Source organism: Pseudodesulfovibrio pelocollis (genome assembly GCF_030282845.1).
GTDB classification, from domain to species: domain Bacteria; phylum Desulfobacterota; class Desulfovibrionia; order Desulfovibrionales; family Desulfovibrionaceae; genus Pseudodesulfovibrio; species Pseudodesulfovibrio pelocollis.
In genome coordinates this window covers 1-26,126 of sequence record NZ_JASTWE010000044.1, presented here as the reverse complement: position 1 = coordinate 26,126, position 26,126 = coordinate 1, and the positions used below count along the sequence as shown (strand labels likewise).

The following is a 26,126-nucleotide window of genomic DNA, read 5'->3' as shown; positions in this document are numbered from 1 at the left end:
GCTGCCTACACGGAGCAAACAGGCCGTCAGCTTGACCTCATTTACGGCAACATGGGCCGGGTCAGCGCCCTTGCCATGGAGAGCGGGCAGGTTGATCTCGTGCTGGGGGATGAGGCCTTTCTGAAATCCACGCCGCTTGTTTTCCTGGAATCGCAGGAACTGGGGCGCGGAAAACTGGTGCTCGCCTTTCCCGTGAACTCCAGGTTTTCCTCTGTCGAGGCCCTGGACGATCCTGCGGCCCTGCGCGTCGCCATGCCGGACCCCGCCAAGGCCATCTACGGCAAGGCCGCACGCCAATTCCTTGAACACTCCACAAGAACTCCCGCGATCACGCCCCGCCTGCTTGAGGTGGCCACTGTTCCTCAAGTGTTCTCGTATCTTGTCACCAACGAAGTCGATATGGGATTTCTCAATCTCTCCTATGTGCTGGACGTGGCAGACAAGCTGGGCGGGTATGTACACATTGACGAATCCGCATACTCACCCATCCGTATCATTGCAGCCACGCTCCGGGACGGAGCCAACAGGGAAGCCGCGCAGGATTTCATCGCCTACCTTCGCACCCCTGAAGCCAAAGCCATCATCACCAGGCATGGACTCTAGACGCCATGCCCCTGCTGCAAACCCTGACCGAAGCGCAGACCCTCGGCCCTGTGTGGCTCACGGTCCGGGTTCTGGCCGTGGCTGGCGCGCTGCATCTGGCAGTAGGGGTTCTGCTGGGGTACTACCTGACGGGCAGAAAGACCTGGCTGCGATCCCTCGTGGATTTCCTGGTGACGCTGCCGCTGGTCTTTCCGCCCATTGCCACGGGGTTTGCGCTGCTGCTCCTGCTCGGGCGCAACGGCCCTGTGGGCGTGTACATTACGGACAGCCTCGTGTTCAGTTTTTCGGGGCTGGTCATCGCGTCCTTCGTGGCCGGCCTGCCCCTGATGGTCAAGCCCGTGGAGGCTGCCCTGCGGGGCGGCGCTGTGCAGCTGGCCGAGGTCTCACGGGTGCTCGGCAAGACCGAGTGGCAGACCTTCTGGCTGGTTCTCCTGCCCAACATCCGGCGCAGCGTCATCTCCGGCTGGTTTCTCGCCCTCGGGCGATCCCTGGGAGAGGTCGGCATCACCCTGATGCTCGGCGGCAACATAATAGGCAGGACCAACACGCTTTCGCTCGAAATATACAACGCAGTGTTCAGCGGCGAATTTGATCGGGCTCTTGTCCTTTCATGCTTAATCGGCATGTTTTCACTGGCAATCTATCTCGTACTGAAGCGGATTTCCGCCGTATAGGAGCACTCATGAAATCGATGCTGGAAATTGTCAGGGACAAGGCTGTGCGCCTGTGGGACAAGACTGGGCTCATGGAAGAGCATGTATGCGTCAATGCCGGCCCCCTGACCGTGCAGCAGGCCATCGGAGAGCCGGGCATGGGGGATCTTCCCATCCAGAAGGGCAAGGAAAAACTGATGGAGGCCACCTTTCGCGGGTTTCGTGGTCAGGCCTTCACCGATCATTACGGAGATTTCAGCGGCTCACTTGGCGAGATCGCAGTTTTGCCTCTGGTTACCAATTTCAACCGGGCGATCTTTGTCGCAAGCCTCAATGCCGTCATGAATGCCCTGGGTAAAACGTGGGGAACCATCCATTGCAAGGATTGCGGGCCAAGGGACTGCGCGCAGGCCATGCCCGGCTTCATTCGCCAGACGTATGGCGCGGTGCGCGTTGTCATCATCGGATTTCAACCGGCCATGGCCGAAAGCCTCAGCCGGGAAATGGCAGTCCGTCTCCTTGATCTTGACCCAGAAAACATCGGGCAGATCAAGCGCGGGGTGCTGGTGGAAGGCCCGGAATCCGCCGCAGACGTCCTGCATTGGGCCGAGCTGCTGGTGGTGACCGGTTCCACGCTTGCCAACGACTCCATCGATCACTTTCTCATCGACAAACCCGTGCTCTTTTACGGAACCACAATTGCCGGAGCGGCCAACCTCATGCGGTGGGATCGATTCTGCCCGCAGAGCCGATGAAGGCTTGATCCGACTGGCGCAGTCTCAATGCTCATGAATTATGGGATGGAGGCTCCAAGGGGCAGCGATGCAGGGGTAGCCCAGAGGGGACTGCTCCCGCAGTCGATTTTGCCAGCCCCATGGTGTGCGCTAGTAAGGCATTGTACCGAAAGAACAAACAGCTTTTTTAGTGTCAAACCTTGATCAAGTTCGGCTCTGTTGTGCGTCGTGACGATTCTCCATAGGTGTTCATTATGCCATAACAGGCATAATAAACTTCTGCGGAGTGAATCATGCACAGCGAAGTCATGCAGCGTGTATCCCCGGCATCCCGAGAGCGTTTTTCGTTTGAAGAGTTCGTGGATCTGGCCACCTGGTTTCACAACTACCCGGCCCCGGGGCTGCTGCTGGGCGGCTACATGGTGGAGGAGGCCAAGCGGCACATGCCCGAGGATGTGCTCTACGATGCGGTGAGCGAGACCTCGTGGTGCCTGCCTGATGCGGTGCAACTGTTGACGCCATGTACCATCGGCAACGGGTGGCTGCGCATCAGGAACACGGGTGTGTATGCCCTGTCCCTGTTCGACAAGCGCACCGGGGAAGGGGTCCGGGTCAGGCTCGACCCGGCCAGGCTGGCCGAATTTCCGCACACCGCCTGCTGGCTGATGAAGACCCGGCCCAAGGGCGAGCAGGATTCTGACGCGCTGCGCCGCGAGATTCGCGAGCATGGTCCGGACATGCTCACGGTGGAATCCGTGCAGGTCAAGCCCGAGGTGGTCCACAAGCGGAGCAAGGGGGCCATTGCCCTCTGTCCAATCTGTGGCGACGCCTATCCTTCCTTTCATGGTGCCATATGCCGGGGCTGCGGCGGCGATTCTCCATATATGGACAGAAAAGCAGCCGAGATGGCGGTCCCTGTGGAGGCACCCATTCCCTCGACTCCGGTGGACCAGAGCATCGGAAAGCGCGTGTTGCACGACATGACGCGCATCGTCCCCGGCAAGTCCAAGGGCGTCGAGTTTTCCCGCGGCCACGTGGTCACGGCGGGCGATGTCTGTCGCTTGCAGCAGATGGGCCGCTTCAATGTCTATGTGGACCAGGAAGCGCCCGAGGGCTTCATCCACGAGGACGACGCGGCCGGCGCGTTCGCGCGGATCATGTGTGGCGACGGCGTGGCGGCGGAGGGTGCGCCCCGCGAAGGCCGCGTGAATCTGGTGGCATGCCGCGATGGCATGATCGTGGTCAACGAACCGATGCTGGAAACATTCAACTCCCTGTCCGGGGTGATGGCAGCCTGCCGGCATGGGTACAGCCTGATCCGCGAGGGGCACCGGGTGGCCGCCACCAGGGCTATCCCGCTGTTTCTGGACACCGGCACGTTCCACAAGGCGCTTGCCATCCTCGGCTCGGGTCCCCTCTTCTCGGTCGCGCCGTTGCGCAAGGCCAAGGTCGGCCTGCTCATCACAGGCAACGAGGTCTTCAAGGGGCTGGTGGAGGACCGGTTTGCCGAAGTGATCGAGGCCAAGATCGCTCATTTTGGCGGAGTGATTACCCAGACGCGTGTCAGGCCGGACCATGCCGGGGAGATTGCCGCTGCCGCCAGAGCGCTTGAGGCATTGGACTGCGACCTGATCATCACCACGGCCGGACTCTCGGTCGATCCCGATGATGTAACCCGGCAGGGGCTTGTCGAAGCCGGGCTCACCGACACCCTGCACGGCATGCCGATTCTGCCGGGCGCCATGACGCTGGTCGGCCGCATAGGCCGGGCCAGGGTGCTTGGCGTGCCCGCCTGCGCATTATTCCACAAGACCACCAGCCTGGACCTGTTGCTGCCCCGCCTCCTGGCGGACATGCCCATAACCCGGTCCGACATCGCCAAACTGGGCAATGGCGGAATGTGCATGGAGTGCACATCCTGCACCTTCCCCAAGTGCCCATTCGGAAGGTAAGCCATGCAGACTCCCGAAAAGAACAGTCCCGTTCAGCCCCTTGGCCCGACCATGCGCATGCACCTCTGGTTTGAAACCGAGGAAGGGGTACTCTTCGGTCTTGGACGCCTGCAGCTGCTCCGCCAGGTGGAGCAGTGCGGCTCGCTCAAGGCGGCGGCAGAGGCCCTTGGCATGTCCTACCGGGGAGCCTGGGGCAAGATCAAGACCACCGAGGAACTGATCGGCAAAAAGCTCATCGAGCGGGCCGACAGCCGGCGCGCCGGATACCACCTCACACCCTTTGGCAGCGGCATCGCAAAGAGCTTTGACGAATGGTATTGCGAGGTCGAGCGCTATGCTCTCAGCAAGAGCCGGGAATTACTTCCTTTTTCTCTTGAAAAATACGAATGATCTGTCTCTGTATCCATGCGTTATGCTAAATATAACATGTTGAAATAACTGTATTTTGTGCTAGATTGGCAGTGCTCAAACATCGTCTGTTCGAGATGCAACACTGCCGGGCGCTGAGCGGCACGGCATAGACCAAGGAGGCCACAGGTATGAAAATCGACCGCCGAAGCTTCATGAAGCTCGCAGGCTCGGGAGCGGCGTGTCTCACCCTCGGGCAACTCGGAGTCAGTCTGACTCCGGTCAGGGCCTACGCAGGGGATCTCAAGATCTCCGGCGCCAAAGAGGTGGTGACAGTCTGTCCGTTCTGTTCCGTGAGTTGCCACATCATCGGGTATGTCAAGGAAGGCAAGCTCGTGAGCACAGAGGGCGATCCCGACTATCCCATCAACGAGGGATCGTTGTGCGCCAAGGGCGCGGCCATGCTGACCATGACCACCAGCCATCATCGGCTGCAAAAGCCCCTGTACCGCGCGCCCTACAGCGACAAGTGGGAAGAGAAGAGCTGGGACTGGATGCTTGACCGCATCGCCCGCCGCATCAAGGACACCCGCGACAAGGATCTAATCCTCAAGAACGCCAAGGGTGACACCGTCAACCGACTCGAATCCATGTTCCTGCTGGGCACCTCCCACGCGGGCAACGAGGAATGTGCCATCGCCCATCAGGCGATGCGCGGCCTGGGTGTCGTCCACATGGACCACCAGGCGCGTATCTGACACAGCGCCACAGTTGCGGCTCTGGGAGAGTCGTTCGGACGCGGTGCGATGACCAACCACTGGATCGACATCAAGAATGCCGATTCAATCCTCATAATGGGCAGCAATGCTGCCGAACATCATCCGATCTCCTTCAAATGGGTGCTGGAAGCCAAGGACAAGGGCGCCACTGTCATGCATGTGGACCCGAAGTTCTCGCGCACCTCGGCCAGGTCGGATTTCCACGTCCCCCTTCGGTCCGGCACGGACATCGCCTTCCTCGGGGGCATGATCAAGTACATTCTCGAAAACGACGCCTATTTCAAGGAGTACGTGGTCGAGTACACCAACGCCTCGCTCATCGTGGGCAAGGACTTCGGCTTCAGCGACGGCCTGTTCACGGGCTATGACGCCAAGACCCGGTCCTACGACAAGAGCAAGTGGGGCTTTGAGATGGACGAAAACGGCGTGCCCAAGAGGGACAAGACCCTCAAGAATCCGCGCTGCGTCTTCCAGCTCATGAAAAAGCACTACTCGCGCTACGGCATCGACGCCGTATCCTCCACCACCGGAGTGAGCGCCGAGAACCTGCTCAAGGTCTACAAGACCTATGCGGCCACGGGCAAGCCCGACAAGGCCGGCACCGTCATGTATGCCCTGGGCTGGACCCAGCACACCGTGGGCGTGCAGAACATCCGCTCCGCAGGCATCATACAGCTCCTGCTGGGCAACATCGGCGTGGCGGGCGGCGGCATCAACGCCCTGCGCGGCGAGCCCAACGTGCAGGGATCCACGGACCACGCCCTGCTCTATCACATCATCCCCGGCTACATGGCCATGCCCCACAACGGTTGGCAGACATACGACGACTACAACAAGGCCAACACCCCGGTGAGTAGGGACCCGATGTCGGCCAACTGGTGGCAGAACAAGCCCAAGTACTTCACCAGTCTGCTCAAGGCGTGGTATGGCGACAGCGCCACCCAGGAAAACGGATTCTGCTACGAGCTGCTTCCCAAGGTCGAGAAGGGCGAGGACTACTCCTACATGTATCTTTTTGATCGCATGTACAGGAACAAGATTCGCGGCGGCATCATCATCGGCCTCAACCCAATGAACAGCATCCCCAACACCAACAAGGTGCGCAAGGCGCTGGACAACCTGGACTGGCTGGTGGCCTCTGAACTGCACCACTCCGAGACCACGGACAACTGGCACCGGCCCGGCGTTGATCCCAAGAAGGTCAAGACCGAGGTATTCCTGCTCCCTTCGGCCCACCGGCTGGAGAAGGAAGGATCGGTCACCAACTCGGGCCGCTGGCTGCTCTGGCACTACCAGGTGGTGCCGCCGGCATTCGAGGCCAAGCCCTTTGGCGACATGTTCGTGGGCTTCATGCAGCGTCTCAAGGCCCTGTATGCCAAGGAGGGCGGCACGCTCCCCGAGGCCGTGCTCAAGCTCGACTACCCGGACAAGTACGATTCCGACGAGTTGTGCGCCCGGATCAACGGCCGCTTCACCAGGGATACCAAGGTGGGCGACAAGCTCTACAAGAAGGGGCAGCTCGTGCCCTCCTTCGCAGCCCTGCAGGCCGACGGCTCGACCTCGAGCCTGAATTGGCTCTATACGGGCAGCTTCACCGAAGAGGACGGCAACAAGGCCAAACGGCGCGACACCGCCCAGACCGATATGCAGAAAGCCATCGGCCTGTACCCCAACTGGGCGTGGTGCTGGCCGGTCAACCGCCGGGTGCTCTACAACCGCGCCTCGGTGGACCTGAACGGCAAGCCGTACAACCCGGCCAAGGCCGTCATCGAGTGGAAGGACGGCAAGTGGGTGGGCGACGTGCCCGACGGCGGCTGGCCGCCCCTGGCCACCGGCAAGGGCAAGCTGCCCTTCATCATGACCGTGCACGGCACCGGCCAGCTGTACGGTCCTGGCCGCATGGACGGTCCGTTCTCCGAACACTACGAGCCTGTCGAGACGCCGGTGAACAGCAACATGTTCTCCAAACAGCTCAGCAGCCCGGTCTACAAGTTCATGTCGAGCGACATGGACAAGCTGGCCAAGCCCGCTGACCCGAACTACCCCATCGTGCTGACCACCTACAACGTGACGGAGCACTGGTGCGGCGGCGGCGAGACCAGAAACATCCCCAACCTGCTCGAGGCCGAGCCGCAGCTCTATGTGGAGATGAGCCCGGAACTGGCGCAGGAAAAGGGTATCAAAAACGGCGACGGCGTGATCGTCGAGAGCATTCGCGGACGCGTGGAGGCCATAGCCATGGTCACCATCCGCATGCGCCCCCTCAAGGTACACGGTCGGATCATTCATGAAATCGGCATGCCGTTCTGCTTCGGCTGGACGACTCCGGGAACAGGCGACTCCACCAACAGGCTCACGTCCTGGGTGGGCGACCCAAACACCACCATCCCGGAATTCAAGGCGTGCTGCGTGAACATCCGCAAGGCCGACAAGCTCACCGAGCTTGCAACCTAACATGACCGCACCGGGCGGCCCCGCGCCGCCCGGTGACCCAAAGGAGATCGTCATGCCAAAGACGTTTTTGATTGACACATCCCGCTGCACCGCGTGCCGCGGCTGCCAGATTGCGTGCAAGGAATGGCACGAGCTTCCCGCCAACCAGACCCGGCAGAGGGGGAGCCATCAGAACCCGCCGGACCTCAACCCCAACAACTACAAACTCGTCCGGTTCAGCGAGCATCTCGACAACGGCGTGATCCGCTGGAACTTCTTCCCGGACCAGTGCCGCCACTGCGACGTGCCACCCTGCAAGGAGATGGGTGATGTCTATCACGAGGGCACCATCATCCAGGATGAGAAGACCGGAGCGGTGCTCTTCACCGACAAGACCACGGTCTTCACCGGGGAGGAGTTCGAACAGGTGCGCGAGGCGTGCCCCTACGACATCCCCCGGCGCGACCCCAAGACCGGCCTGCTCTCCAAATGCACCATGTGCAATGACCGGGTGCAAAAAGGCATGCTGCCCGCCTGCGTCAAGGTATGCCCGACCGGGGCCATGAACTTCGGCGAACGCGCGGACATGCTCAAGCTGGCCGAGTCGAGGCTGGCCACGGTCAAGAAGACTTGGCCCAAGGCCATGCTCGCCGATCCCGGAGACGTCAATGTCATATTCCTGCTCATCGACGACCCGGAAAACTACCACACCCATACCGTGGCCCAGGCCGCCTTTGGCCCGATGACGAAGAAGCAATTCCTCGCCACGCTGGCCCGGCCCTTCAAGGCCATGGCAAAGGTCTAGCATTCAGACAACCGCTCCCTGCGGAGCCGGGTCGCTGTGGCGGCCCGGCTCCCACGGGAGCCATACGGAGCATCCATGACATCGGCAGCAGCAAAGAAAGCGGTTGAGGCGACCCTTGAAACCATCAAACAACGGGTGCCCGCATATCAGGAACTGGCTGACAGGTTCGGCCCCATGTTCCTGTACAAGGCGGATCTGCTCGACAGGCTGGCCGCCATGGCCCCTCCCCCACCCGCGGTGGACGGCTCGAAGTTCGCGGCCGGCGCCCCTGTCCTGGCCGGGGTCGATCTCGCCACCTGGCTGCCGCTGTTCCAGGAATCTGCCAGGGCTTTGCTGCCGAGGCTGTTCTCCATACTCCGTCTCGACAAGGCAGCGGGCGAGGCCCTGGCCGCGCTCTTTGTCGATCCGCCTCTCATCCTGGGGCTTGCCCAGGCGCGCATTGAAGGCAATTGGAAGCATTTCGAGAACACCTCCGCGCAGCTCGATGCGGTCCCGGCCAGCGTCCTGCTGTTTGTTTCAGAAAGCGTTTTCTCTCCAGCCTTAACCGTCATTGCGGACAGCCTGGGCACCCCCCTTTCAAGCCATTCATGGAACCAGAGCCTTTGCCCGGTCTGCGGGTCGGCTCCGTCCATCGCCTTTCTCTCGTTCAAGGAGCCCAACGACCTCGACCATCTGGTGAGCGGCGGAGGCAAGAAGTTTCTCCACTGCTCCCTGTGTGGCCACGACTGGCGGATCAAGCGCAACGAGTGCTCCGTCTGCGGCAACGACGACAGCGAGACCCGCGAGATCATGACCGTGGACGGCGTCAACCACGAGCGCGTCGAGGCGTGCCACAAATGCGGCAGCTATTGTCTGAGCATAGACATGCGCGAGTGCGATCCGGCCCCGCAACTGGATGTGGCCCAGATCGGCCTCATCCACCTGGACATGCATGCGCGCAAGAACAAGCTGACACCCATCACGCTGACACTGTGGAACAGCTTTGATTGATAGGGGATAAAGGAATGGCCACCATGTTGCTGCGCGCCTTCAACAGCGTTGGGGAAAAAACCCGGCCCCAGGCGTCAGGCAGCCCTTCTCAACCTGCGCTCGTCTGTCCGAGGCGATTGCAGCGGTATGCCGCCGGAGCGTTGCGGCCGGACCAGGACATGATCGCGGTGGAGGAGGACATCCGCATCCGCGTCCAGGATCACTCCGAGATGATCCTGGCCCGGACGCCTGGGGACGACCTACACCTGATTGCTGGCCACCTTTTCTCCCGTTCCATGGTCCGCGGCCCGGAAGACATTCTTGATGTCTCCATCAACGCACGCAACGCCTCCCTTGCGGATGTGGTGCTCAAATCCCCGAAGGTCATCCGCAGAATATATCCGTCACCTCGCCCGCTACGCTTTGCTCCAGAGCAACTGTTCGAATTCAAGGAAATGTTTGAAAAGCGCCAGAAGCTGTTCAAAAACACCGGGGCCACCCATGCCGCCGCCCTGATCTCGGCCAACGGCGAGTTGCTCTCCTACGGAGAGGATGTCGGGCGGCACAACGCCTTTGACAAGGCCATAGGAAGAGCGCTCCTGGAAGGCTCTCTCGAGAACGCGGCCATCGCCATGCTCTCCTCCCGCCTCGCCCTGGAACTGACCATCAAGACCGCGACCGCCAACATTCCAATCCTGTGCGGTTTCTCTGCCGCCACCAGTTCCGGCATACAGTTCGCCGAAGACAACAACATCACGCTCATAGGGCGCATCCGCGAAAGCTCGCTGGTGGTCTACGCCCATGGCTGGCGGCTGCGTACGCGGCAGTAGAAACGGCATTGCGGCCCGCGACGTTTCAAGATCGCCGACTCGGGGGCCATGGAGTTCCAACCGCTCTCGCGCATGCCGATTTCATCTTAATCCGCCAAGTATATCCATCACATATGGACAAAGCTATCCCCTGTGCTTGACGCATTGCTGAGGCAGGGATACGTTATGCCTGAAAAGGCATAGTCGTCCGGAGCGCCGCGCAACGCGTGGCAGCCTGTTTTTTTGTTCACAGAGTAAGCCTGAAAAAACATGACAGAACAGGGTTGTTCCCTCGTAAACGCCACGGAGCCTGCCTGCGATGAAAACCGTTACAGTTCAAGATGCCGTGGGCATGGTCCTGTGCCACGACATGACGCGCATTGTTCCGGGTGAGACCAAGGGTCCAGCCTTCAAAAAAGGACACGTCATCGCCGAGGCCGACATCCCGGCCCTGCTTGAGATCGGCAAAGAGCACATCTACGTTCTCACCCTCGAAGAAGGGCGGATCCATGAGGACGAGGCGGCCCGGCGCATCGCCCTGGCCGCCGCCGGCCCTGGCATCACCTTGTCAGAGGTCAGCGAGGGCCGTGTCAATTTCGAGGCCGCGCCCGGCCTGCTCCATGTGAACGTGGAGGCCCTGCGCCGTATCAACTCCATCGAAGAAGTCGTCCTGGCCACCATGCACGACGGCCAGCAGATAATCAGCCTTCGTGCCGTGGCCGGGACGCGGGTGGTGCCGCTGGTCATCGACGAGTGGAAGATCAGCCAGGTGGAGGCGATCTGTGCCGAGTATCCCTATGTCGTCGGCGTGCTTCCTTTCAAGCGCCACCACGTCGGGCTGGTCACCACAGGCAGCGAGGTGTTCCACGGGCGCATCAAGGATGCGTTCGGCCCGGTCATCCGCAGGAAATTCGAGCAGCTTGGCTCTGTCGTCATGGGGCAAAAGCTGACATCGGACGACCCGAACATGACCCGCGACGCCATCCTGGCCTTCATCGCCGAGGGAGCCGACATGGTGGTGGTCACGGGCGGCATGTCCGTGGACCCCGACGACCAGACCCCCACGGCCATCCGCTCCACCGGAGCCAGGGTCGTGACCTACGGCTCGCCCACTTTCCCGGGCGTGATGTTCATGGCTGCAAAACTTGGACACGTTCCCATCCTCGGGCTTCCCGGATGCGTCATGTACTATCGGGCGTCCGTCTTCGATCTTGTGGTCCCCCGTCTCCTGGCGGGTGTGGAAATAACCCGCGAGGACATCGTGGCCATGGGCCACGGCGGTTTTTGCGCAACCTGTGACATTTGTCGCTATCCCGTCTGCCCCTTCGGCAAATAGGGGGCTGTTGATCTCGTCAATTACGCAAGCATGGCGCACTGGTGTTGCGTCAAGGAGGAAATGAGTCATGATCAAACGGGTTCTTATGGTCAATGGCATTTCGAGGCAGGTGGTCTGCGAACAGGACGAATCGCTCGCCAACGTCCTGCGCCAGAATCTGGGACTCACCAGCGTCAAGATCGGCTGCGGCACCGGACAGTGCGGCAGTTGCAGCGTCATTGTCGACGGCAAGCTGATCCGCTCCTGCTCCATGAAAATGAGGCGGGTCGGTGACGGTGCGGTCATCCTGACCACCGAGGGAATCGGCACCCCGGGCAACCTCCATCCCATTCAGATGGCCTGGATCGCCCACGGCGGCGCGCAGTGCGGGTTCTGCACTCCGGGCTTCATCGTTTCCACCTACGCGCTGCTGCTGGCCAACCCCAAACCCACCCGCGAGGACGTGCGCGACTGGTTCCAGAAATACAGCAACGCCTGCCGCTGCACCGGGTACAAGCAGTTGGTGGATGCGGTCATGGACGCCGCCTCAGTCATGCGTGGTGAAAAGTCCATTGACACCCTTGCCTTCGAGATCCCCAAGGACGGTCGCATCTGGGGCACCAAGTATCCCCGTCCCACTGCCGTGGCAAAGGTCACCGGCACCCTTGACTACGGTGCGGACCTGGGCATCAGGATGCCCGAGGACACGCTCAAGCTCGCCCTGGTCCAAGCCGAGGTCTCCCATGCCAAAATCCTGTCCATCGACACATCCGAGGCCGAGAAGATGCCCGGCGTGGTCAAGGTGGTCACCCACAAGGACATCAAGGGAAAGAATCGTATCACCGGCCTGATCACCTTCCCCACCAACAAGGGCGACGGCTGGGACCGTCCCATCCTGTGTGACGAGAAGGTCTTTCAGTACGGCGACGCCATTGCCATTGTCTGCGCCGACACCGAAAAAAACGCCAAGGCCGCCGCAGCCAAGGTCAAGGTGGAACTGGAGCGCCTGCCCGAATACATGAGCGCCCCCGCCGCCATGGCTGACGACGCCATCGAGATCCATCCCGGCACCCCCAATGTCTACTTCGAGCAGCGCATTGCCAAGGGAGGTGAGACCGCTCCCGTGTTCGACAGCGCAGCCCATGTGATCGAGGATGACTTCTACGTCGGTCGCCAGCCGCACATGCCCATTGAGCCGGACGTGGGGTTCGCCTTCCTCGACGACGAGGGCAAGCTGTGCATCCACTCCAAATCCATCGGCCTGCACCTGCACCTGTACATGATCGCCCCGGGTCTCGGCGTGGAGCCCGACAAACTGGTCATGGTCCAGAACCCCGCGGGCGGCACCTTCGGCTACAAGTTCTCCCCGACCATGGAGGCGCTGGTGGGCGCGGCCTGTCTGGCCACCGGCAAGCCGGTCTTCCTCAACTACACCTGGAAACAGCAGCAGCAATACACCGGAAAGCGTTCGCCGTTCTTCATGAACGTCCGCATGGCCTGCGACAAGGACGGCAAACTGCTTGGCATGGAGACCGACTGGACCGTGGATCACGGTCCCTACTCGGAGTTCGGCGACCTGCTGACCCTGCGCGGCGCCCAGTTCATCGGCGCGGGCTACGACATCCCCAATATCCGGGGCATCGGCCGCACTGTGGCCACCAACCACGCCTGGGGCTCTGCTTTCCGGGGCTACGGCTCGCCCCAGTCGGAGTTCGCTTCCGAGGTGCTGGTGGACATGCTGGCCGAAAAGATAGGCATGGACCCCCTGGAGTTCCGCCACAAGAACGTTTACCGCAAGGGCTCCACCACGCCCACGGGTCAGGACCCGGAAGTCTACTCCCTGCCCGAGATTCTGGACAGCCTCCGGCCTCGCTACAAGGAGGCCAAACAACGCGCCAAGGCAAATTCCACGGCCGAGATCAAGCGCGGCGTGGGCATCTCGCTTGGCGTCTACGGCTGCGGCCTCGACGGCCCGGACACCGCAGAGGTCGATGCCCAGCTCAACCCCGATGGCTCGGTGACCATCCTGACCTGCTGGCACGACCACGGCCAGGGTGCGGACATGGGCGTGCTCGGCACGGCCCATGAAGCGCTGCGTCCCCTGGGGCTCTCCCCGGACCGGATCAAGCTGGTGCTCAACGACACCCGCCACTGCCCCAACGGCGGCCCGGCGGGCGGCTCCCGCTCCCAGGTGGTTGTGGGCCGCGGCATCAAGGCCGCCTGCGAGCTGCTCATGGGCGGCATGCGAAAGGCCGACAACACCTTCCGCACCTACCAGGAAATGGTGGATGAGAAGATCGCTGTCCGCTACAACGGCAAGTGGAGCGCCCCGGCCACGGAGTGCAACGAAAACGGCCAGGGCAGCCCCTTTACCTCATACATGTACGGCGTGTTCATGGCCGAGATGGCTGTGGAACTCGCCACAGGCAAGGCCACTGTCGAAAAGATGACCTGCGTGGCCGACATCGGCAAGATCAACAACCGGCTGGTCGTGGACGGCCAGATGTACGGCGGTCTGGCTCAGGCCATCGGCCTGGCCCTGTCCGAGGATTACGAGGACATCGAGAAGCACGCCACCATGAAGGGCGCCGGGTTCCCCTACATCAAACAGATCCCGGACGACATGGTTGTGGAATATGTGGAAAGCCCCCGGCCCGAAGGCCCGTTCGGCGCTTCCGGCGTGGGCGAGCTGCCCCTGACCTGCCCCCATGCGGCGGTCATCAACGCCATCCACAACGCCTGCGGGGTGCGCATCAAGAAGCTGCCCGCGCTGCCGGAGAAGATACTCGCAGGCCTCAAGGGCTGACAAACGACACGTAACTGGAGCGGCCCGCGCTTCGGCACGGGCCGCTCCGTCATTAGGGCCAATCGGAGAGCAGATGGAACAAGCCGAACTGAGAGCCTGGGAGCACAAGTGCATTCAGGAGGAAACCCCCTGGTGCACCGCCGCCTGCCCAATCCACGTGGACGCGCGTGAATTCTGCTCGCTCATGGCCCAACGCCGCTGGGACAAGGCATGGGCCCTGCTCGCCAGGACCATGCCACTGCCCGGAGTGCTTGCCCGGATGTGCGGCGGAACGTGCGAATCGGCCTGCATACGTGCGCAGGCTGGCGGGGCCGTTGGCGTCAGCCGGCTCGAACGGTTCTGCGCCGACAATTCCACCCACCTGCCTCCGCCCAGGCCGCTTCCTTCGCGCAACAAATCCGTGGCCGTCATGGGCGGCGGCATGACCGGACTGTGCGCCGCCTGGGAGATGGCCCGCCGCGGCTTTGACGTGACACTCCTGTGCGACGCAGTCGGGGTCGGCCTGCGCGATCTGCCGGACACCGTCCTGCCAGCCGGTGTGCTGGACAGGGAAATCGCAAGCCTGCGCGCCATGGGGGTCGTCATCGAAACGGGCGTCCAGCTCTCGCGTTCGTTGATCGAATCATTGCTGGAAGAAAAGGACGCCGTGTTCATCGACGGCAACACCGTGTCCGAGGCCGGGATGCTCGGCGAGCCGGACGAACTGACGCTGGGCACGCGGCTGGCCGGACTGTTCGCCAGTCCTGCCGACAATGCCCCGCCGGAATTTCAGGCCGCTGCGGCGCGGCGCGCCGCAAACTCCGTCGAACGGTTCACCCAGGGCGTCTCCATGGTCTCCGGCCGGGAGCTGGAAGGGCCGTATCAAACGCGCCTGTTCACCAGCCTGACCACGGTTGAGCCGGTTGCCCCTGTTCAGGGGTCAAGCGGCTGGAGCGAGGCCGATGCGCGCGACGAGGCCCGGCGGTGCCTGCAATGCGAATGCATGGAGTGCGTTAATGTCTGCGAATATCTCAAGCATTACAAGCAGTATCCCAAGGTTTACGCCCGGCGCATATACAACAACGCGTCCATTGTCATGGGCACGCGCCAGGCCAACACCATGATCAACTCGTGCATGCTCTGCGGCCTGTGCCAAGCCGTGTGTCCCGAAGACTTCTCCATGGCCGATCTCTGCCTTGAGGCCCGGCGGTCCATGGTCGAGCTGGGCACGATGCCGCCTTCGACCCACGAGTTCGCCCTGCGCGACATGGCTTTTGCCAATGGCGATTCGTGTGCGCTTGCCCGGCACGCTCCGGCCGAGGATTCCAGCGATTACCTGTTTTTTCCGGGCTGCCAGTTGACCGCGTCTGATCCGGACGGAGTGCATGCGGCATACGCCGACCTGCGCGCCAGGCTCGGCCGGGTGGGACTGATGCTCCGCTGCTGCGGCGCTCCTGCGCACTGGGCCGGACGGCAGTCCCTGGCGGACCAGTCCCTGTCAATCCTGAAAGGCGAGTGGGAGCAGCTCGGCTCGCCCCGGATCATCGCGGCCTGTCCCACCTGCCTCAAGACCCTGCGCCAGTGGCTGCCGGATGCGGAGATCGTTTCCCACTGGTCGGCGCTTCGGGCCATGGGCCTGCCCGGGGGGGCGAGGGCCGACGGCGGAACGCTGACCGTGGGCGACCCCTGCTCGGCCCGGCACGACACGATGCTGCGCGAGGATGTGCGCACCCTGCTCGACCGGCTGGGGGTGGACACGGTGGAACCGGAATTGAACGGTGAACTCGCCCAATGCTGCGGCTTCGGCGGGCTCCTGGCCGAAGCCAACCCGGAACTCGGCCAGGCCGTGGCACAACGGCGGGCGGACGAACTTACCAAAGATTTCGTCACCTACTGTGTCATGTGCCGGGACAGAATTGCCCGGATGGGCAAGCGGGCTCTGCATCTTTACGACCTGCTCTATCCTGGCGACGGCGAACCCGGTTCGCGCCCGGCTCCCGGATATTCCGACCGGCGCGAGAACCGCACCCGGCTCTGCGAGCGGCTGCTGCGCGAGCTGTGGAACACGGACCAAGCCGAGGCCGAGCCCCATGAAGCCGTGCAAGTCGCCTTTACCGACGAAGCTGCGCGGCTCATGGAGAATCGGCGGATACTGAGGAGCGACGTGCAAAAGGTCCTGTATCATGCGACCAGGACGGGGGCGCAGTTCGTCCACGACGAGACGGACCGCCTGCTCGCTTCATGGCGACCTTCCACTGTAGCCTATTGGGTGGAATACGAGCCGCAGAACGACGGGTTCATGGTCCATCGGGCATGGTGCCACCGCATGCGAGTCAGGGGAGGGCAGTCATGAGCGTTATCAGGGTACCCGAGGCCGACGCAGCCGGATGGCGATGCGCAGCCTGCGACGAACCGCTGGTTATGCGGCCCGTGGAGTTGGAATATCTGGATGCATTGTTCAACGTGGAGTTGCCGACCTGTCCACAGTGTAACAGGGTGTTCATCTCCGAAGAACTGGCCTTGGGCAAAATGCATCAGGTGGAGCAATTGCTGGAGGACAAGTAGTGGTCGAGGCTCCCCTCTGGGAAAGGCCCACAATGCGCGCCGTTGCCGGGAATACGCTTCGCCCCGGCGGGTTCTCGATCACCGACCGTGCCGCCGAATTCATCGGCATGTTGCCGGGCTGGCGCGTGCTGGATGTGGGGTGCGGCCTGGGAGCCACCATGCATCGGCTGCGCGCCCGGTTCGGGGCCAGAACCTATGGCGTCGAGTTGTCGGCCAGCCAGCTTGCCCAGACCGGGGACACGGCCGGGATGGTCATGGCTGCGGGAGACCGGTTGCCGTTTCGGGCCGACCTGTTCCATGCGCTTTTCTGCGAGTGCGTTTTTTCCCTGCTGGACGACCGGCGCTCGGCGCTGCGTCATACCCACCGGGTTCTGAGGCCGGGCGGGTTTCTGGTCCTGTCCGACCTTTGCGCCGAGGACGCGGGTACGCCCGAAGCCGATTCCTGCGCCGGACGCGCCGGGCCGCTGTCGGACACCCGGCGGCTGGTGGCGCAATGCGGCCTCGACATCCTGTTGGTAGAGGATCACTCCCCACGGCTGCGGGAGCTGGCCGCACAGCTGGCCTTTGCCGGGGAAAGCGGTGGGGGAGGGTCCTGCGGCGGACGTCTCGGTTATTTTCTGATGATCGCCCGCAAACCGGAGGTGACCAATGCTGGATGACACCGGCTTCAAAATGCTGGAACTGGCCGGAAAGGGATATTGTTGCAGCCAGATACTGGTGCTGCTCGCCCTTGGAGAAATGGACCGCGAAAACCCGGAACTTGTCCGCGCTGCCGCCGGTCTGTGCAACGGACTGGGCGATTGTTCCGGCCCCTGCGGCGTGCTCACCGGGGCCATGCTCGTGCTGGGCCTGCACGGCGGCAAGGGCGCGGACGACGAGGAGGCCGGGGACATCCTGCCCCTGATGTTTGAGGAAATGCGCGACTGGTTCGCCACGGCCACGGCGGAGTATGGCGGCACGGCCTGCCGCGACATCCTCGACGGAAGCTGCGGTCGGCCGGATGCGGCCCGTTGCGGCGGACTCCTGACCGACGCCCATACCAGGCTGCGCGAGATACTCTCCCAGAACGGCCTGGACCCGGCGCAGGGACGCGAACTGCCGTGACCCGTGAACCGAGAAGCGTCTGTCCGGTCTGTTTGGCCCCCATCCCGGCACGGCACGAGACTGTGACCAGCGAAACAGGGGGCCATGAAACGTTACTGGTCAAGGAGTGCCAGGACCACGGCCCCTTTCGGACCGTGGTCTGGCGAGGCCCGCCGGATCTCGCAGGCTGGTCCAGACCCAAGATTCCGTCGCAGCCCAGGAAGCCGACCACCCCGGTGAATAGGGGCTGCCCCCTGGATTGCGGCCTGTGCGCCGCCCACCGCCAACACACCTGCACCGCCGTGCTCGATGTGACCCTGCGGTGTGACCTCGGCTGCCCGGTCTGCTTTGCCTCGTCCGGCGCGCAGGCCCTGCCGGACCCGAAGCCAACGGATATCGGCTTCCTGCTCGACCGCGTCTCAGAGGCGTCCGGATTCTGCAATATCCAGCTCTCCGGCGGCGAGCCCACCATGCGCGACGATCTGCCAGGGCTGATCCGGCTCGCCCGGAACAAGGGGTTTCCCTTCATCCAGTTGAACACCAACGGGGTGCGCATAGGGAGCGAGCCGGGCTATGCCGCCACCCTGGCCGAGGCCGGGCTGGACTCCGTGTTCCTGCAATTCGACGGCCTGGACGATACCGTTTATGCCTCGTTGCGGGGCAGGCCGCTGCTGGAGCGCAAACTCGCGGCAGTCAAGGCTCTGGCTCAATCCGGAATCGGCGTGGTCCTGGTGCCCACGGTGGTGCCCGGCGTGAACGATCACGCCCTTGGGGCCATCATCCGTTTCGCCTCGGCCAACTCCCCGGCGGTGCGCGGCGTCCATTTTCAGCCGGTCAGCTATTTCGGCCGGTTTCCGCATACTCCGGGCGACGAGGCGCGCATCACCCTGCCGGAGGTCATGCGTCTGCTCGAAGCCCAAACCCACGGCGTATTGCGCGTCCAGGACTTTCTCGCACCCGGCTGCGAGCATTCCCATTGCTCCTTTCACGCCAACTACCTCGTGACCACGGATGGCGGGCTGACCAGACTCTCGGCCAAAGAGGCGTGCTGCGCCTCTCCCGGCCCGCCTCTCCCCCGCCCCGCATCAGAAGGAGCTGACAAGGCCAAGGCTTTCGTCAAGCGGCAATGGGCCTCGCCGGATCGGGAACTGCCTATGGCCGGTCCCGGCGATGATCTCGACCGCTTCATCGCCCGGACCGCCGCCCACACCCTGGCCGTGTCGGCCATGGCCTTTCAGGATTGCTGGACCCTGGACCTGGAGCGACTCAAGGGATGCTGCATCCACGCCGTGTCGCCCGACGGACGGCTCATTCCCTTTTGCGCCTACAACCTGACGTCACAAGACGGGACCACCCTGTACCGGGGAAAGTGCCATGGCCCTGCAACCCCTTGACCAATGGCTGGCCCGCAGGATGGGGCAATCCGTTGTCCCTTCCCGGCAGGAGTTGCGCGAGTGGCAGCTTGACCGGCTGCGCGAAATCATCAGCCACGCCCGGTCCGGCAGTCCCTTCTATGCCCGCCATCTTGCCGACGCGAAACCTGAGGCCATCGCCACCCTTGACGACTTCTCCCGCCTGCCCATGATCGGTCCTGACCATCTGCGCGATGCGCCGGAGCGGCTCCTGTGCGTCTCGCAGGACGAGATCGCGCGGGTGGTGACGGTGCAGACTTCCGGCACCACCGGCCCGGCCAAGCGGATGTTCCAGACCGCCGACGACCTGGAGGCCACGGTCGACTACTTTGCCTGGGGCATGGCCAACATTGTCGTGCCGGGCAGGACGACGCTCGTCCTCATGCCGGGAGACCGGCCGGACGGTGTGGGCCGATTGCTGGGCGCGGCGCTGGCCCGCATCGGCGTGCGCACCGTGGCCCACGGCGTGATGGAAAACGTGGAAACGGCTTTGGGCCAGTGCCTTGACGAGGGCGCGCACTGCGTGGTGGGCTGTCCGGCACACCTGAATATGCTTGCCCGCGCCTGGGAGCGGCGCGGCCTGCCGCAGGGGCGGGTGGAATCCGTCCTTCTGTGCTGGGACGCCGTGCCCGACACCGTGGCCCGCAACTGCGCGCGCATTTTCGGCTGCCGCGTCTTCCGCCACTGGGGCATGATCGAAACCGGCCTCGGCGGCGCAGTCGAATGCGCCCCCGGCTCGGGCCTGCACCTGCGCGAGACCGACGTGTACCTGGAGATCGTCGACCCTGACACCGGCCAGGTGCTGCCGGACGGCGAATTCGGGGAGATGGTCGTGACCACGCCGCTCAAGCGCGGCATGCCCCTCATCCGCTACCGGACCGGAGACATGGGCCGCATCCTTCGAGGAGCTTGCTCCTGCGCAAGTCCTTTGCGCCGTCTCGATCCGCTGGTATGGAGGATCTCGGACGGCGTGAACATCGGCGAGCGCACCCTGACGTTGCGGGCGTTGAGCGAATGCCTGTACGCACTGCCGGGATTGGACGATTTCGCGGCATGGTTCGGGCAAGGCGTGTTGCGCATCGGGGCCTGCGGCGGCAGCGGCCTGTCGGCAGCTGTGGCTTCAGCCCTGGCCGATCTCCCGGCGGTGGTGCAGGGGCTCGTTTCAGGCGCGCTCGGACTGGAGATCGAAACACGAAGCAACGGCGCGCCAGCCATCGCGGGTCTGGGCAAGCGTTGCCTGAAAATTCTCGGAGAAAAAGACCAATGAAAGCCCTTGTGCGCTCCCTGTGCGAACTCCTGAACCGGGGCGAAACCGTGGTGGTGGCGACCGTTGTGGAGAGCGCCGGGTCAACGCCGCGCTCGTCGGGCGCCAAGATGATCGTGCGGGCCAACGGCTCCATCATCGGCACCGTGGGCGGCGGCTTGGTCGAGGCAATGACCTGCCGCGACGGCCTCGCCCTGCTCCAGGCGGGCGACGGCGCGGCCCGGCTCATCTTCGTGAACCTGACCAGCTCCCTGGCCGCCGAATCGGACATGATCTGCGGCGGCGGCCTCTCGGTGCTGCTGGAGACCGTGGAGCCCGGCGGCTCGTGCGCCATTGCCTACGCGCGGCTGGACAACTGCATGCGGCGCGGCGTCCGCACGGCCCTGGAAACCCGGCTGGAGGAGGCCGACACCCTGCGGACCATGCACCATGCGGTCCTCGACGCCCCTGCGAAAAACAGCATCGCCTTTGAGCGGCAGGCCGGGATCATGCGCCTGGTGGAACCCTTCATCCCCCCGTCGTCCCTCTACATCTTCGGGGCCGGGCATGTGTCCCTGTTCACGGCGCGGGTCGGGGCCATGACCGGGTTCCGCACCGTGGTCCTCGACGACCGGGCCGATTTCGCCAACCGGGAACGCTTCCCCGAGGCGGACGAGGTGGTCGTTCTGCCAACCTTTGCGGGCTGTTGCGACGGCCTGAATGTTTCCGGCAACGACTTCGTGGTCATCGTCACCCGGGGACACCTGCATGACCGCACCGTGCTGGCCGAAACGCTTCGCACCCCTGCCGGATATGTGGGCATGATCGGCAGCCGCAGCAAGCGCGACAAGATTTACGCCTCTCTGCTGGAGGACGGATTCACCCGGCAGGACATGGACCGCTGCCATTGCCCCATCGGGTTGCCCATCGGCGCACACACGCCCGAGGAGATCGCGGTCAGCATCGGCGCGGAACTTATCAGCGCGCGTGCCGGGATGAGCAAATGAGCGTGCTGGCCGCAATCATCCCGGCAGCCGGGCTCTCCTCGCGCATGGGCCGGTGCAAGCCGCTGCTCCCTCTCGGCGGGGGCACGGTCCTGTCGCACTGCATCACGCTTTTTCAGGAGAACCATATCGATCGGGTCATCGTAGTCACGGGCAAAAATCCGTATGAGGTGTCGTCGGAGGCCACCAAAGCCGGAGCGATGCCGATTCACAATAATCACTTCGAGCAGGGTATGTTCTCCTCGGTGCTGACAGGCATCGGCGTACTGCCCCCAGAGGTGTCCGCGTTTTTTCTCTTGCCAGCGGACATGCCCCTGATCAGGCCGGAGACCATCAGCCGACTGGCCGACGAGTACCGCCGCACCGCCCCGGCAGTGCTCTATCCCAGGTTCCTTGGAGAGCGCGGCCATCCGCCGGTCATCGGTCGGGAGCTGCTACCCGACATCCTGCATCACGACGGCTCTGGCGGCCTGCGCAGCGTGCTGCAACGCCACGAGGCCGACGCCCTGGACCTGGACGTGGCCGATTCGGGCACGCTCCTCGACCTGGATCACCCCGAGGACTACGAGCACGCCCTGGCCCGCTTCGACACCGCCTACCCCAACGAGCGCGAGTGCCGCCAGCTCTGGGCCATGCGCGATCTGCCGGAACACATCGCCGACCACTGCCGGGCCGTGGCCAGGGTGGCCGCAGCCCTGTGCACCCGTCTCAACGCCCGAAGCGGCGTGGCGGCGCTCAATCCGGCCCTGGTCCGGGGGGCCGCCCTCACCCACGACATCGGCAAAGGCACGAAGCGACACGAAACCGTGGGCGCGAACCTGTTGCGAACACACGGGTTCCACGCCGCCGCCGACATCGTGGCCGAACACTTTGACCTGACGCTCCCCCTGGACCAGCCCATCACGGAAAAGGAAGTGGTCTTCCTGGCCGACAAGCTCGTGCGCTGCCAATCCCCGGTCGCCCTGGACGCGCGTTACCTCGAAAAACTGGCCGCCCATCGCCACGAGCCTGGAGCCGGGCAGGCCATCCTTGGCCGCCTGGAGAGGGCCAGAAGCCTCTTGTCCCGCTTTGATCGCGATATGGGCGCTTCGGCTGAGGATGTGGCCCGGAAAGCCCTGGCTTGAATCCCGCGAAGCAGCGTTGCGCACGCTGGATAATCCTGTCAATCCCTTGAGCCGGAGCCGCCTCCGCCATCCCTCTCGCCGTCGCCTGCGTGGATGACGACGCTAGCAAAGTCGAGATGGCAAGGCCGACCGGCCAGAGCCGGTCGCCCGAAGGGCCTGGCCTTGCTATCTCGGCTGCTTGCGTCACGCTCGCGGAAAAACGGCGGGAGGAGCAAATATCCCTTCGCCGGAGCTTGCGCGTTGATCTGGGGGCGTCATATGGTAGGGCATATCCGTTGGATAATTTCGTAACGAGAAGGAGGTATGACGCAACCAAGGCGCGTTCATAAGTTTTGACGAAGTCTAAACTGATGAACGCTTAAAGTGGCGCTAACGTGCCGTAACACCTAACACTTATTCGCCGTTCTTTTCCAAACGGCACGCTTTCACATCCAAACACCAGGCTGGAGCACAGCACCCCCGCCGGACAAACGACAGGTATCTAGAAATCTGTCGTTGTCGCAATTCCCCCACGGCCACCGCTTATGCGCAGGACGAACGAGCCTGCGTGGTGGCACCCTTTATTGAATGGATTCTCAGGATTTTTCCTTCTGTGGGAAACGGACATTGATTTGTCCCGTGTCGGTTGTTGTGTGGCGCGTTCGCGCCATAGGCAGGTCATTTCCCGGCGAACGGGAAAAGTCCGACCTGCTTTGTCCCGGGGCACTGCCCCGAACTTCAGGAAGGAGATTCACATGAAATCCATCAGTCTGGTACTGGGCGCGAACAGGGCAACATTGTCCGGTCCGCGCTCGAAACAACATCGGGTCAGACAGAATGCCCGAGCCTTTGCCAAGCGGCTTCGCCGTGCGGGCTTTGGTGTTCAGAAATGGTCCAAGATTTCTAACAAACATTTTGCAGCGGTCGCCGCGCAGATGAAAGACGAAAACGTAGGGGACGGGCGCATTGCCGAAGTCTTTTCGGCGGCCCGTACCCTGTGTGAGACCTATGGCAACGATAGCATCAGCCCGACCAATGACGTGTTCGGGGTGCGCCGTGGAACCATAGCCAATACCAACAGCAAAGCGGTTGCCCCCGGTTTCGTGCAGGGGGCAATCGACAAGCTGGAAAACGAGCATGGTTATGAATACGGCCCTCGGTGCGCCGCTCAGATCCGTTTGCAATGGGAACTGGGGTTGCGCCGCGAAGAATCGGCCAAAGTCGATCTGGTCGCGGACTGGGACAGGGAAGGCCGCAGCCTGCTTGTCCGGTACGGGACCAAGGGGGGACGGCCCAGGACGCTGTTCAATCTGTCCGACAAGCAGCAGGATGCTCTGGAGCGTGCGCTGCCTTGGGTCAGCCAATCCGACAGGCCGGGGATTCATAATCTCATGCCGAGCGGGATGGGCGACAAGTGGCAGGAAAAGTTGTCCTATGCGGCCAGACTGTGCGGCTTCACCAAGAAGGAAAGCGGGTGGACCCTGCACAGCAACCGCCATGAACGGTTCCACTACATGTACGTCGAGCACACGGGCTTTCAGCCGCCCAACCAGCACGAATCCGTGGAAGCCTTCCAGAAGGCCGCACAGGACACGGCAGGGGACGAATGGCCCAGGCTCGACGCTGAAGCCCGTGACGAAATCGAAGTGACCGCAGGACATTCCGCAGGAAGGCGGGATGTGTCCGATGCCTACCTTGGTAATTCCCGTTAAAAGAAGCCCCGCCATTTCCGGTGGGGCTTCCTCTTATGTGGCGCGAGGTTTTGGGCGCGAGGTTCCACGGAGGAGACACAGCGCTCGGGCGCTGTGTCTCCTCCATGGAACCGTCCTTCCCTCCAGTCGGCTTGGGGCCGACTGGAGGGAAGGACTATCGCCAAATGAGGCCCGTTACCTGGGAACGAATTTCGATTTTTCCAGATGGGGTCGTGAAGCGCAGCGGTTTGAATTGACTCGTTCATTCAATCAGGCAGCGCTCTGGCATCTGGCCGATGGTCTCGTTGCCTGCACCAAAAATGGTGCTCGAGAGTGAGGAGGTCCGAGTGCCATCCGGAAAAATGTCACTTTCTGAAATTTTCCCCCTTGCAGAGCTTGCGTTTTCATATTCCGGGAGTGTCAAACTGGCCTGTGGGACGACAATCCATGTCGGCTCACGGCGGACAGGGCGGGAGATTTAAGGACAAGACCGGGGAAGAATTGTGGGCTTTGACAACGAAGCGGAACTGAGCATACTCACCGTGAAGGATGTCGCAGACTATCTGGGCAAAAGCGTGGACTGGGTCTACGCCCACGCCCAAGAAGTGGGCGGCGTCAAACGCGGTGGGTCATGGTTCTTCCCTTCCCGGAGGGACATTTATGACCATCTATTCCAAAGCCGGAAAAGGGTTCCGGTACGACTTCATGGTGAAGGGCAAGCGCTATACCAAGGCGTGGTTTCGGACAAAACGCGAAGCGCAGGCGGCGCAGGCGCAAAGAAAAAAGGAGGTGGCGAAGGCAGACAAGATGGCCGAAAGGAACGACATGGGCTTGCTTGACATGCTCAACAGGCGACTTGACACATTGCAGGAGCGCTCGTTTTCGACCCAGTATTACAAGAACACCCGCTACGCCGCCCAGCGGTTGCTCAAGCACTTCGGCGATGTGCCGTGCAGCACCATTACCAGCAGAATGGCTGACGATTACCTGCTGTCCCGGTCCAGGTCGTCGACGCCCCTGGCGGCCAATGCCGACCTGTGTCTCCTGCGGGCGACATTCGCCTGGGCCATGAAAAGGGGACAGCGGTTCATCGCCGACAACCCCTTTGCCGGGCTGGAGTCGTTTCCAAGCCATTTGGCCGAGAAGAAGAGGCGGACACCGGATTCCCAAACTCTGGACCGGATCATCGCGGCGGCCAAACCGGAAGACCAGCCATATCTGTGGGTGATCCGTGAGACCATGGCTCGGAGCGTCGAGGTGCATCGGTTGAAATGGAAGCGGGTCAACTTCGAGGACAGGTACGTGGAGTTGAAGACCTTCAAGAACAAGGACCGCAAGCCCGTGCTCCGGCAGGTGCCGATGACCGACAAGCTGTACGAGGTGCTCAGTGAGCTGTATGCCAGGCGCGACCCTGAAAAGGAATGGGTGTTCTGGTGCCGCAGCTACAGCCACAAGCTGAAACGGATGGTGGACGGGCCCTACACCAAGGGCCGCTACACCATGCTCAAGACGGCGTGCAGGAAGGCCGGTGTCGGCTACTATTCGTTCCATCGCTTCCGGGCATCGGGTGCTTCGGTGATGGACAACAACGGCGCGCTCATCTCGGGCATCCAGCATCTGCTGGGTCATGCCGACAGACGGAGTACAGAGATCTATCTGGAAAAGCTGCGGAACGTGGAACGGGACGCCATGGCAATCTATGAAGCCCAAAGCCGCCGGGTTGCCTGACAGATTCACACACAGCAGTCACACACAACCAACAACGGGCTGCGGCCAAGCGGCCGCAACCCGTTGAAAAACAGAAGGTAAGAGCCGATAGTCCCACACAAGGTGGCGGCTA

21 protein-coding genes are annotated in these 26,126 nt (G+C 62.7%); all 21 read left to right on the top strand.

The window, feature by feature from the left end; translation table 11 throughout:
* Positions 1–603, top strand: a 603-nt coding sequence (gene modA / locus QQS14_RS13625; protein ID WP_285907559.1) for a molybdate ABC transporter substrate-binding protein, incomplete at its 5' end; no start/stop codon positions are given.
* 5 nt (positions 604–608) lie between these two features.
* Positions 609–1,277, top strand: a complete 669-nt coding sequence (locus QQS14_RS13620) for a molybdate ABC transporter permease subunit (RefSeq protein ID WP_285907558.1) — start codon at positions 609–611, stop codon at positions 1,275–1,277.
* An 8-nt stretch (positions 1,278–1,285) separates the two neighbouring features.
* Positions 1,286–2,011 carry a Rossmann-like domain-containing protein gene (locus QQS14_RS13615; protein WP_285907557.1) on the top strand — a complete coding sequence of 242 codons (726 nt, stop codon included), beginning with the start codon at positions 1,286–1,288 and terminating at the stop codon, positions 2,009–2,011.
* Positions 2,012–2,283: 272 nt separating this feature from the next.
* A complete protein-coding gene (locus QQS14_RS13610; protein ID WP_285907556.1) occupies positions 2,284–3,942 on the top strand; it encodes an FmdE family protein in 1,659 nt (552 codons plus the stop codon).
* A gap of 3 nt (positions 3,943–3,945) precedes the next feature.
* Positions 3,946–4,332, top strand: a complete 387-nt coding sequence (locus QQS14_RS13605; protein ID WP_285907555.1) for a winged helix-turn-helix domain-containing protein — start codon at positions 3,946–3,948, stop codon at positions 4,330–4,332.
* A gap of 149 nt (positions 4,333–4,481) precedes the next feature.
* A complete protein-coding gene (gene fdnG, locus QQS14_RS13600; protein WP_285907554.1) occupies positions 4,482–7,523 on the top strand; it encodes a formate dehydrogenase-N subunit alpha in 3,042 nt (1,013 codons plus the stop codon).
* Between the two features lie 52 nt (positions 7,524–7,575).
* On the top strand, positions 7,576–8,307 hold the full coding sequence (locus QQS14_RS13595) for a 4Fe-4S dicluster domain-containing protein (protein WP_285907553.1): 732 nt from the start codon (positions 7,576–7,578) through the stop codon (positions 8,305–8,307).
* A gap of 75 nt (positions 8,308–8,382) precedes the next feature.
* Positions 8,383–9,297, top strand: a complete 915-nt coding sequence (locus tag QQS14_RS13590; RefSeq protein ID WP_285907552.1) for a formate dehydrogenase accessory protein FdhE — start codon at positions 8,383–8,385, stop codon at positions 9,295–9,297.
* A gap of 14 nt (positions 9,298–9,311) precedes the next feature.
* Positions 9,312–10,106: a formate dehydrogenase accessory sulfurtransferase FdhD gene (locus QQS14_RS13585; protein ID WP_285907551.1), complete on the top strand. Its 795-nt coding sequence runs from the start codon at positions 9,312–9,314 to the stop codon at positions 10,104–10,106.
* A 298-nt stretch (positions 10,107–10,404) separates the two neighbouring features.
* Positions 10,405–11,421, top strand: coding sequence for a molybdopterin-binding protein (locus tag QQS14_RS13580; RefSeq protein ID WP_285907550.1), 1,017 nt, complete (start codon positions 10,405–10,407; stop codon positions 11,419–11,421).
* 67 nt (positions 11,422–11,488) lie between these two features.
* Positions 11,489–14,206 (top strand): molybdopterin-dependent aldehyde oxidoreductase, encoded by a 2,718-nt coding sequence (locus tag QQS14_RS13575; RefSeq protein ID WP_285907549.1) that lies wholly within the window; start codon positions 11,489–11,491, stop codon positions 14,204–14,206.
* Between the two features lie 73 nt (positions 14,207–14,279).
* Positions 14,280–16,538: a pyridine nucleotide-disulfide oxidoreductase/dicluster-binding protein gene (locus QQS14_RS13570; protein WP_285907548.1), complete on the top strand. Its 2,259-nt coding sequence runs from the start codon at positions 14,280–14,282 to the stop codon at positions 16,536–16,538.
* Positions 16,535–16,750: a DVU_1557 family redox protein gene (locus QQS14_RS13565; protein WP_285907547.1), complete on the top strand. Its 216-nt coding sequence runs from the start codon at positions 16,535–16,537 to the stop codon at positions 16,748–16,750. Before QQS14_RS13570 ends, QQS14_RS13565 begins: the two co-directional genes overlap by 4 nt.
* A 32-nt stretch (positions 16,751–16,782) precedes the next feature.
* Positions 16,783–17,409, top strand: coding sequence for a DVU_1556 family methyltransferase (gene trsM / locus QQS14_RS13560; RefSeq protein ID WP_285907546.1), 627 nt, complete (start codon positions 16,783–16,785; stop codon positions 17,407–17,409).
* On the top strand, positions 17,399–17,854 hold the full coding sequence (locus QQS14_RS13555) for a DVU_1555 family C-GCAxxG-C-C protein (protein ID WP_285907545.1): 456 nt from the start codon (positions 17,399–17,401) through the stop codon (positions 17,852–17,854). The genes trsM and QQS14_RS13555 overlap by 11 nt, the downstream gene beginning before the upstream one ends.
* The gene (gene trsS / locus QQS14_RS13550) at positions 17,851–19,227 is read left to right on the top strand and encodes a radical SAM (seleno)protein TrsS (protein WP_285907544.1); all 1,377 of its coding nucleotides are present in this window, start codon (positions 17,851–17,853) and stop codon (positions 19,225–19,227) included. Before QQS14_RS13555 ends, trsS begins: the two co-directional genes overlap by 4 nt.
* On the top strand, positions 19,208–20,512 hold the full coding sequence (locus QQS14_RS13545; protein WP_285907543.1) for a DVU_1553 family AMP-dependent CoA ligase: 1,305 nt from the start codon (positions 19,208–19,210) through the stop codon (positions 20,510–20,512). Before trsS ends, QQS14_RS13545 begins: the two co-directional genes overlap by 20 nt.
* Positions 20,509–21,495: an XdhC family protein gene (locus tag QQS14_RS13540; RefSeq protein ID WP_285907542.1), complete on the top strand. Its 987-nt coding sequence runs from the start codon at positions 20,509–20,511 to the stop codon at positions 21,493–21,495. The genes QQS14_RS13545 and QQS14_RS13540 overlap by 4 nt, the downstream gene beginning before the upstream one ends.
* Positions 21,492–22,616: a DVU_1551 family NTP transferase gene (locus QQS14_RS13535; RefSeq protein ID WP_285907541.1), complete on the top strand. Its 1,125-nt coding sequence runs from the start codon at positions 21,492–21,494 to the stop codon at positions 22,614–22,616. The genes QQS14_RS13540 and QQS14_RS13535 overlap by 4 nt, the downstream gene beginning before the upstream one ends.
* A 734-nt stretch (positions 22,617–23,350) precedes the next feature.
* Entirely contained in the window at positions 23,351–24,307 is a 957-nt protein-coding gene (locus tag QQS14_RS13530; RefSeq protein WP_285907540.1) for an integrase domain-containing protein, read from the top strand.
* A gap of 639 nt (positions 24,308–24,946) precedes the next feature.
* Positions 24,947–26,014 carry a tyrosine-type recombinase/integrase gene (locus tag QQS14_RS13525; protein WP_285907539.1) on the top strand — a complete coding sequence of 356 codons (1,068 nt, stop codon included), beginning with the start codon at positions 24,947–24,949 and terminating at the stop codon, positions 26,012–26,014.
* The last annotated feature ends 112 nt before the right edge of the window (positions 26,015–26,126 follow it).

What these genes read in the sequence shown, in the direction of transcription:
- QQS14_RS13590 (WP_285907552.1), top strand. Translation starts at nt 8,383, where the DNA reads ATGACATCGGCAGCAGCAAAGAAAGCGGTTGAGGCGACCCTTGAAACC.
- QQS14_RS13535 (WP_285907541.1), top strand. Translation starts at nt 21,492, where the DNA reads ATGAGCGTGCTGGCCGCAATCATCCCGGCAGCCGGGCTCTCCTCGCGC.
- QQS14_RS13595 (WP_285907553.1), top strand. Translation starts at nt 7,576, where the DNA reads ATGCCAAAGACGTTTTTGATTGACACATCCCGCTGCACCGCGTGCCGC.
- QQS14_RS13555 (WP_285907545.1), top strand. Translation starts at nt 17,399, where the DNA reads ATGCTGGATGACACCGGCTTCAAAATGCTGGAACTGGCCGGAAAGGGA.
- QQS14_RS13540 (WP_285907542.1), top strand. Translation starts at nt 20,509, where the DNA reads ATGAAAGCCCTTGTGCGCTCCCTGTGCGAACTCCTGAACCGGGGCGAA.
- QQS14_RS13525 (WP_285907539.1), top strand. Translation starts at nt 24,947, where the DNA reads ATGACCATCTATTCCAAAGCCGGAAAAGGGTTCCGGTACGACTTCATG.
- QQS14_RS13585 (WP_285907551.1), top strand. Translation starts at nt 9,312, where the DNA reads ATGGCCACCATGTTGCTGCGCGCCTTCAACAGCGTTGGGGAAAAAACC.
- QQS14_RS13605 (WP_285907555.1), top strand. Translation starts at nt 3,946, where the DNA reads ATGCAGACTCCCGAAAAGAACAGTCCCGTTCAGCCCCTTGGCCCGACC.
- QQS14_RS13610 (WP_285907556.1), top strand. Translation starts at nt 2,284, where the DNA reads ATGCACAGCGAAGTCATGCAGCGTGTATCCCCGGCATCCCGAGAGCGT.
- QQS14_RS13615 (WP_285907557.1), top strand. Translation starts at nt 1,286, where the DNA reads ATGAAATCGATGCTGGAAATTGTCAGGGACAAGGCTGTGCGCCTGTGG.
- trsM (WP_285907546.1), top strand. Translation starts at nt 16,783, where the DNA reads ATGCGCGCCGTTGCCGGGAATACGCTTCGCCCCGGCGGGTTCTCGATC.
- QQS14_RS13530 (WP_285907540.1), top strand. Translation starts at nt 23,351, where the DNA reads ATGAAATCCATCAGTCTGGTACTGGGCGCGAACAGGGCAACATTGTCC.
- QQS14_RS13620 (WP_285907558.1), top strand. Translation starts at nt 609, where the DNA reads ATGCCCCTGCTGCAAACCCTGACCGAAGCGCAGACCCTCGGCCCTGTG.
- QQS14_RS13575 (WP_285907549.1), top strand. Translation starts at nt 11,489, where the DNA reads ATGATCAAACGGGTTCTTATGGTCAATGGCATTTCGAGGCAGGTGGTC.
- QQS14_RS13570 (WP_285907548.1), top strand. Translation starts at nt 14,280, where the DNA reads ATGGAACAAGCCGAACTGAGAGCCTGGGAGCACAAGTGCATTCAGGAG.
- QQS14_RS13545 (WP_285907543.1), top strand. Translation starts at nt 19,208, where the DNA reads ATGGCCCTGCAACCCCTTGACCAATGGCTGGCCCGCAGGATGGGGCAA.
- QQS14_RS13580 (WP_285907550.1), top strand. Translation starts at nt 10,405, where the DNA reads ATGAAAACCGTTACAGTTCAAGATGCCGTGGGCATGGTCCTGTGCCAC.
- QQS14_RS13565 (WP_285907547.1), top strand. Translation starts at nt 16,535, where the DNA reads ATGAGCGTTATCAGGGTACCCGAGGCCGACGCAGCCGGATGGCGATGC.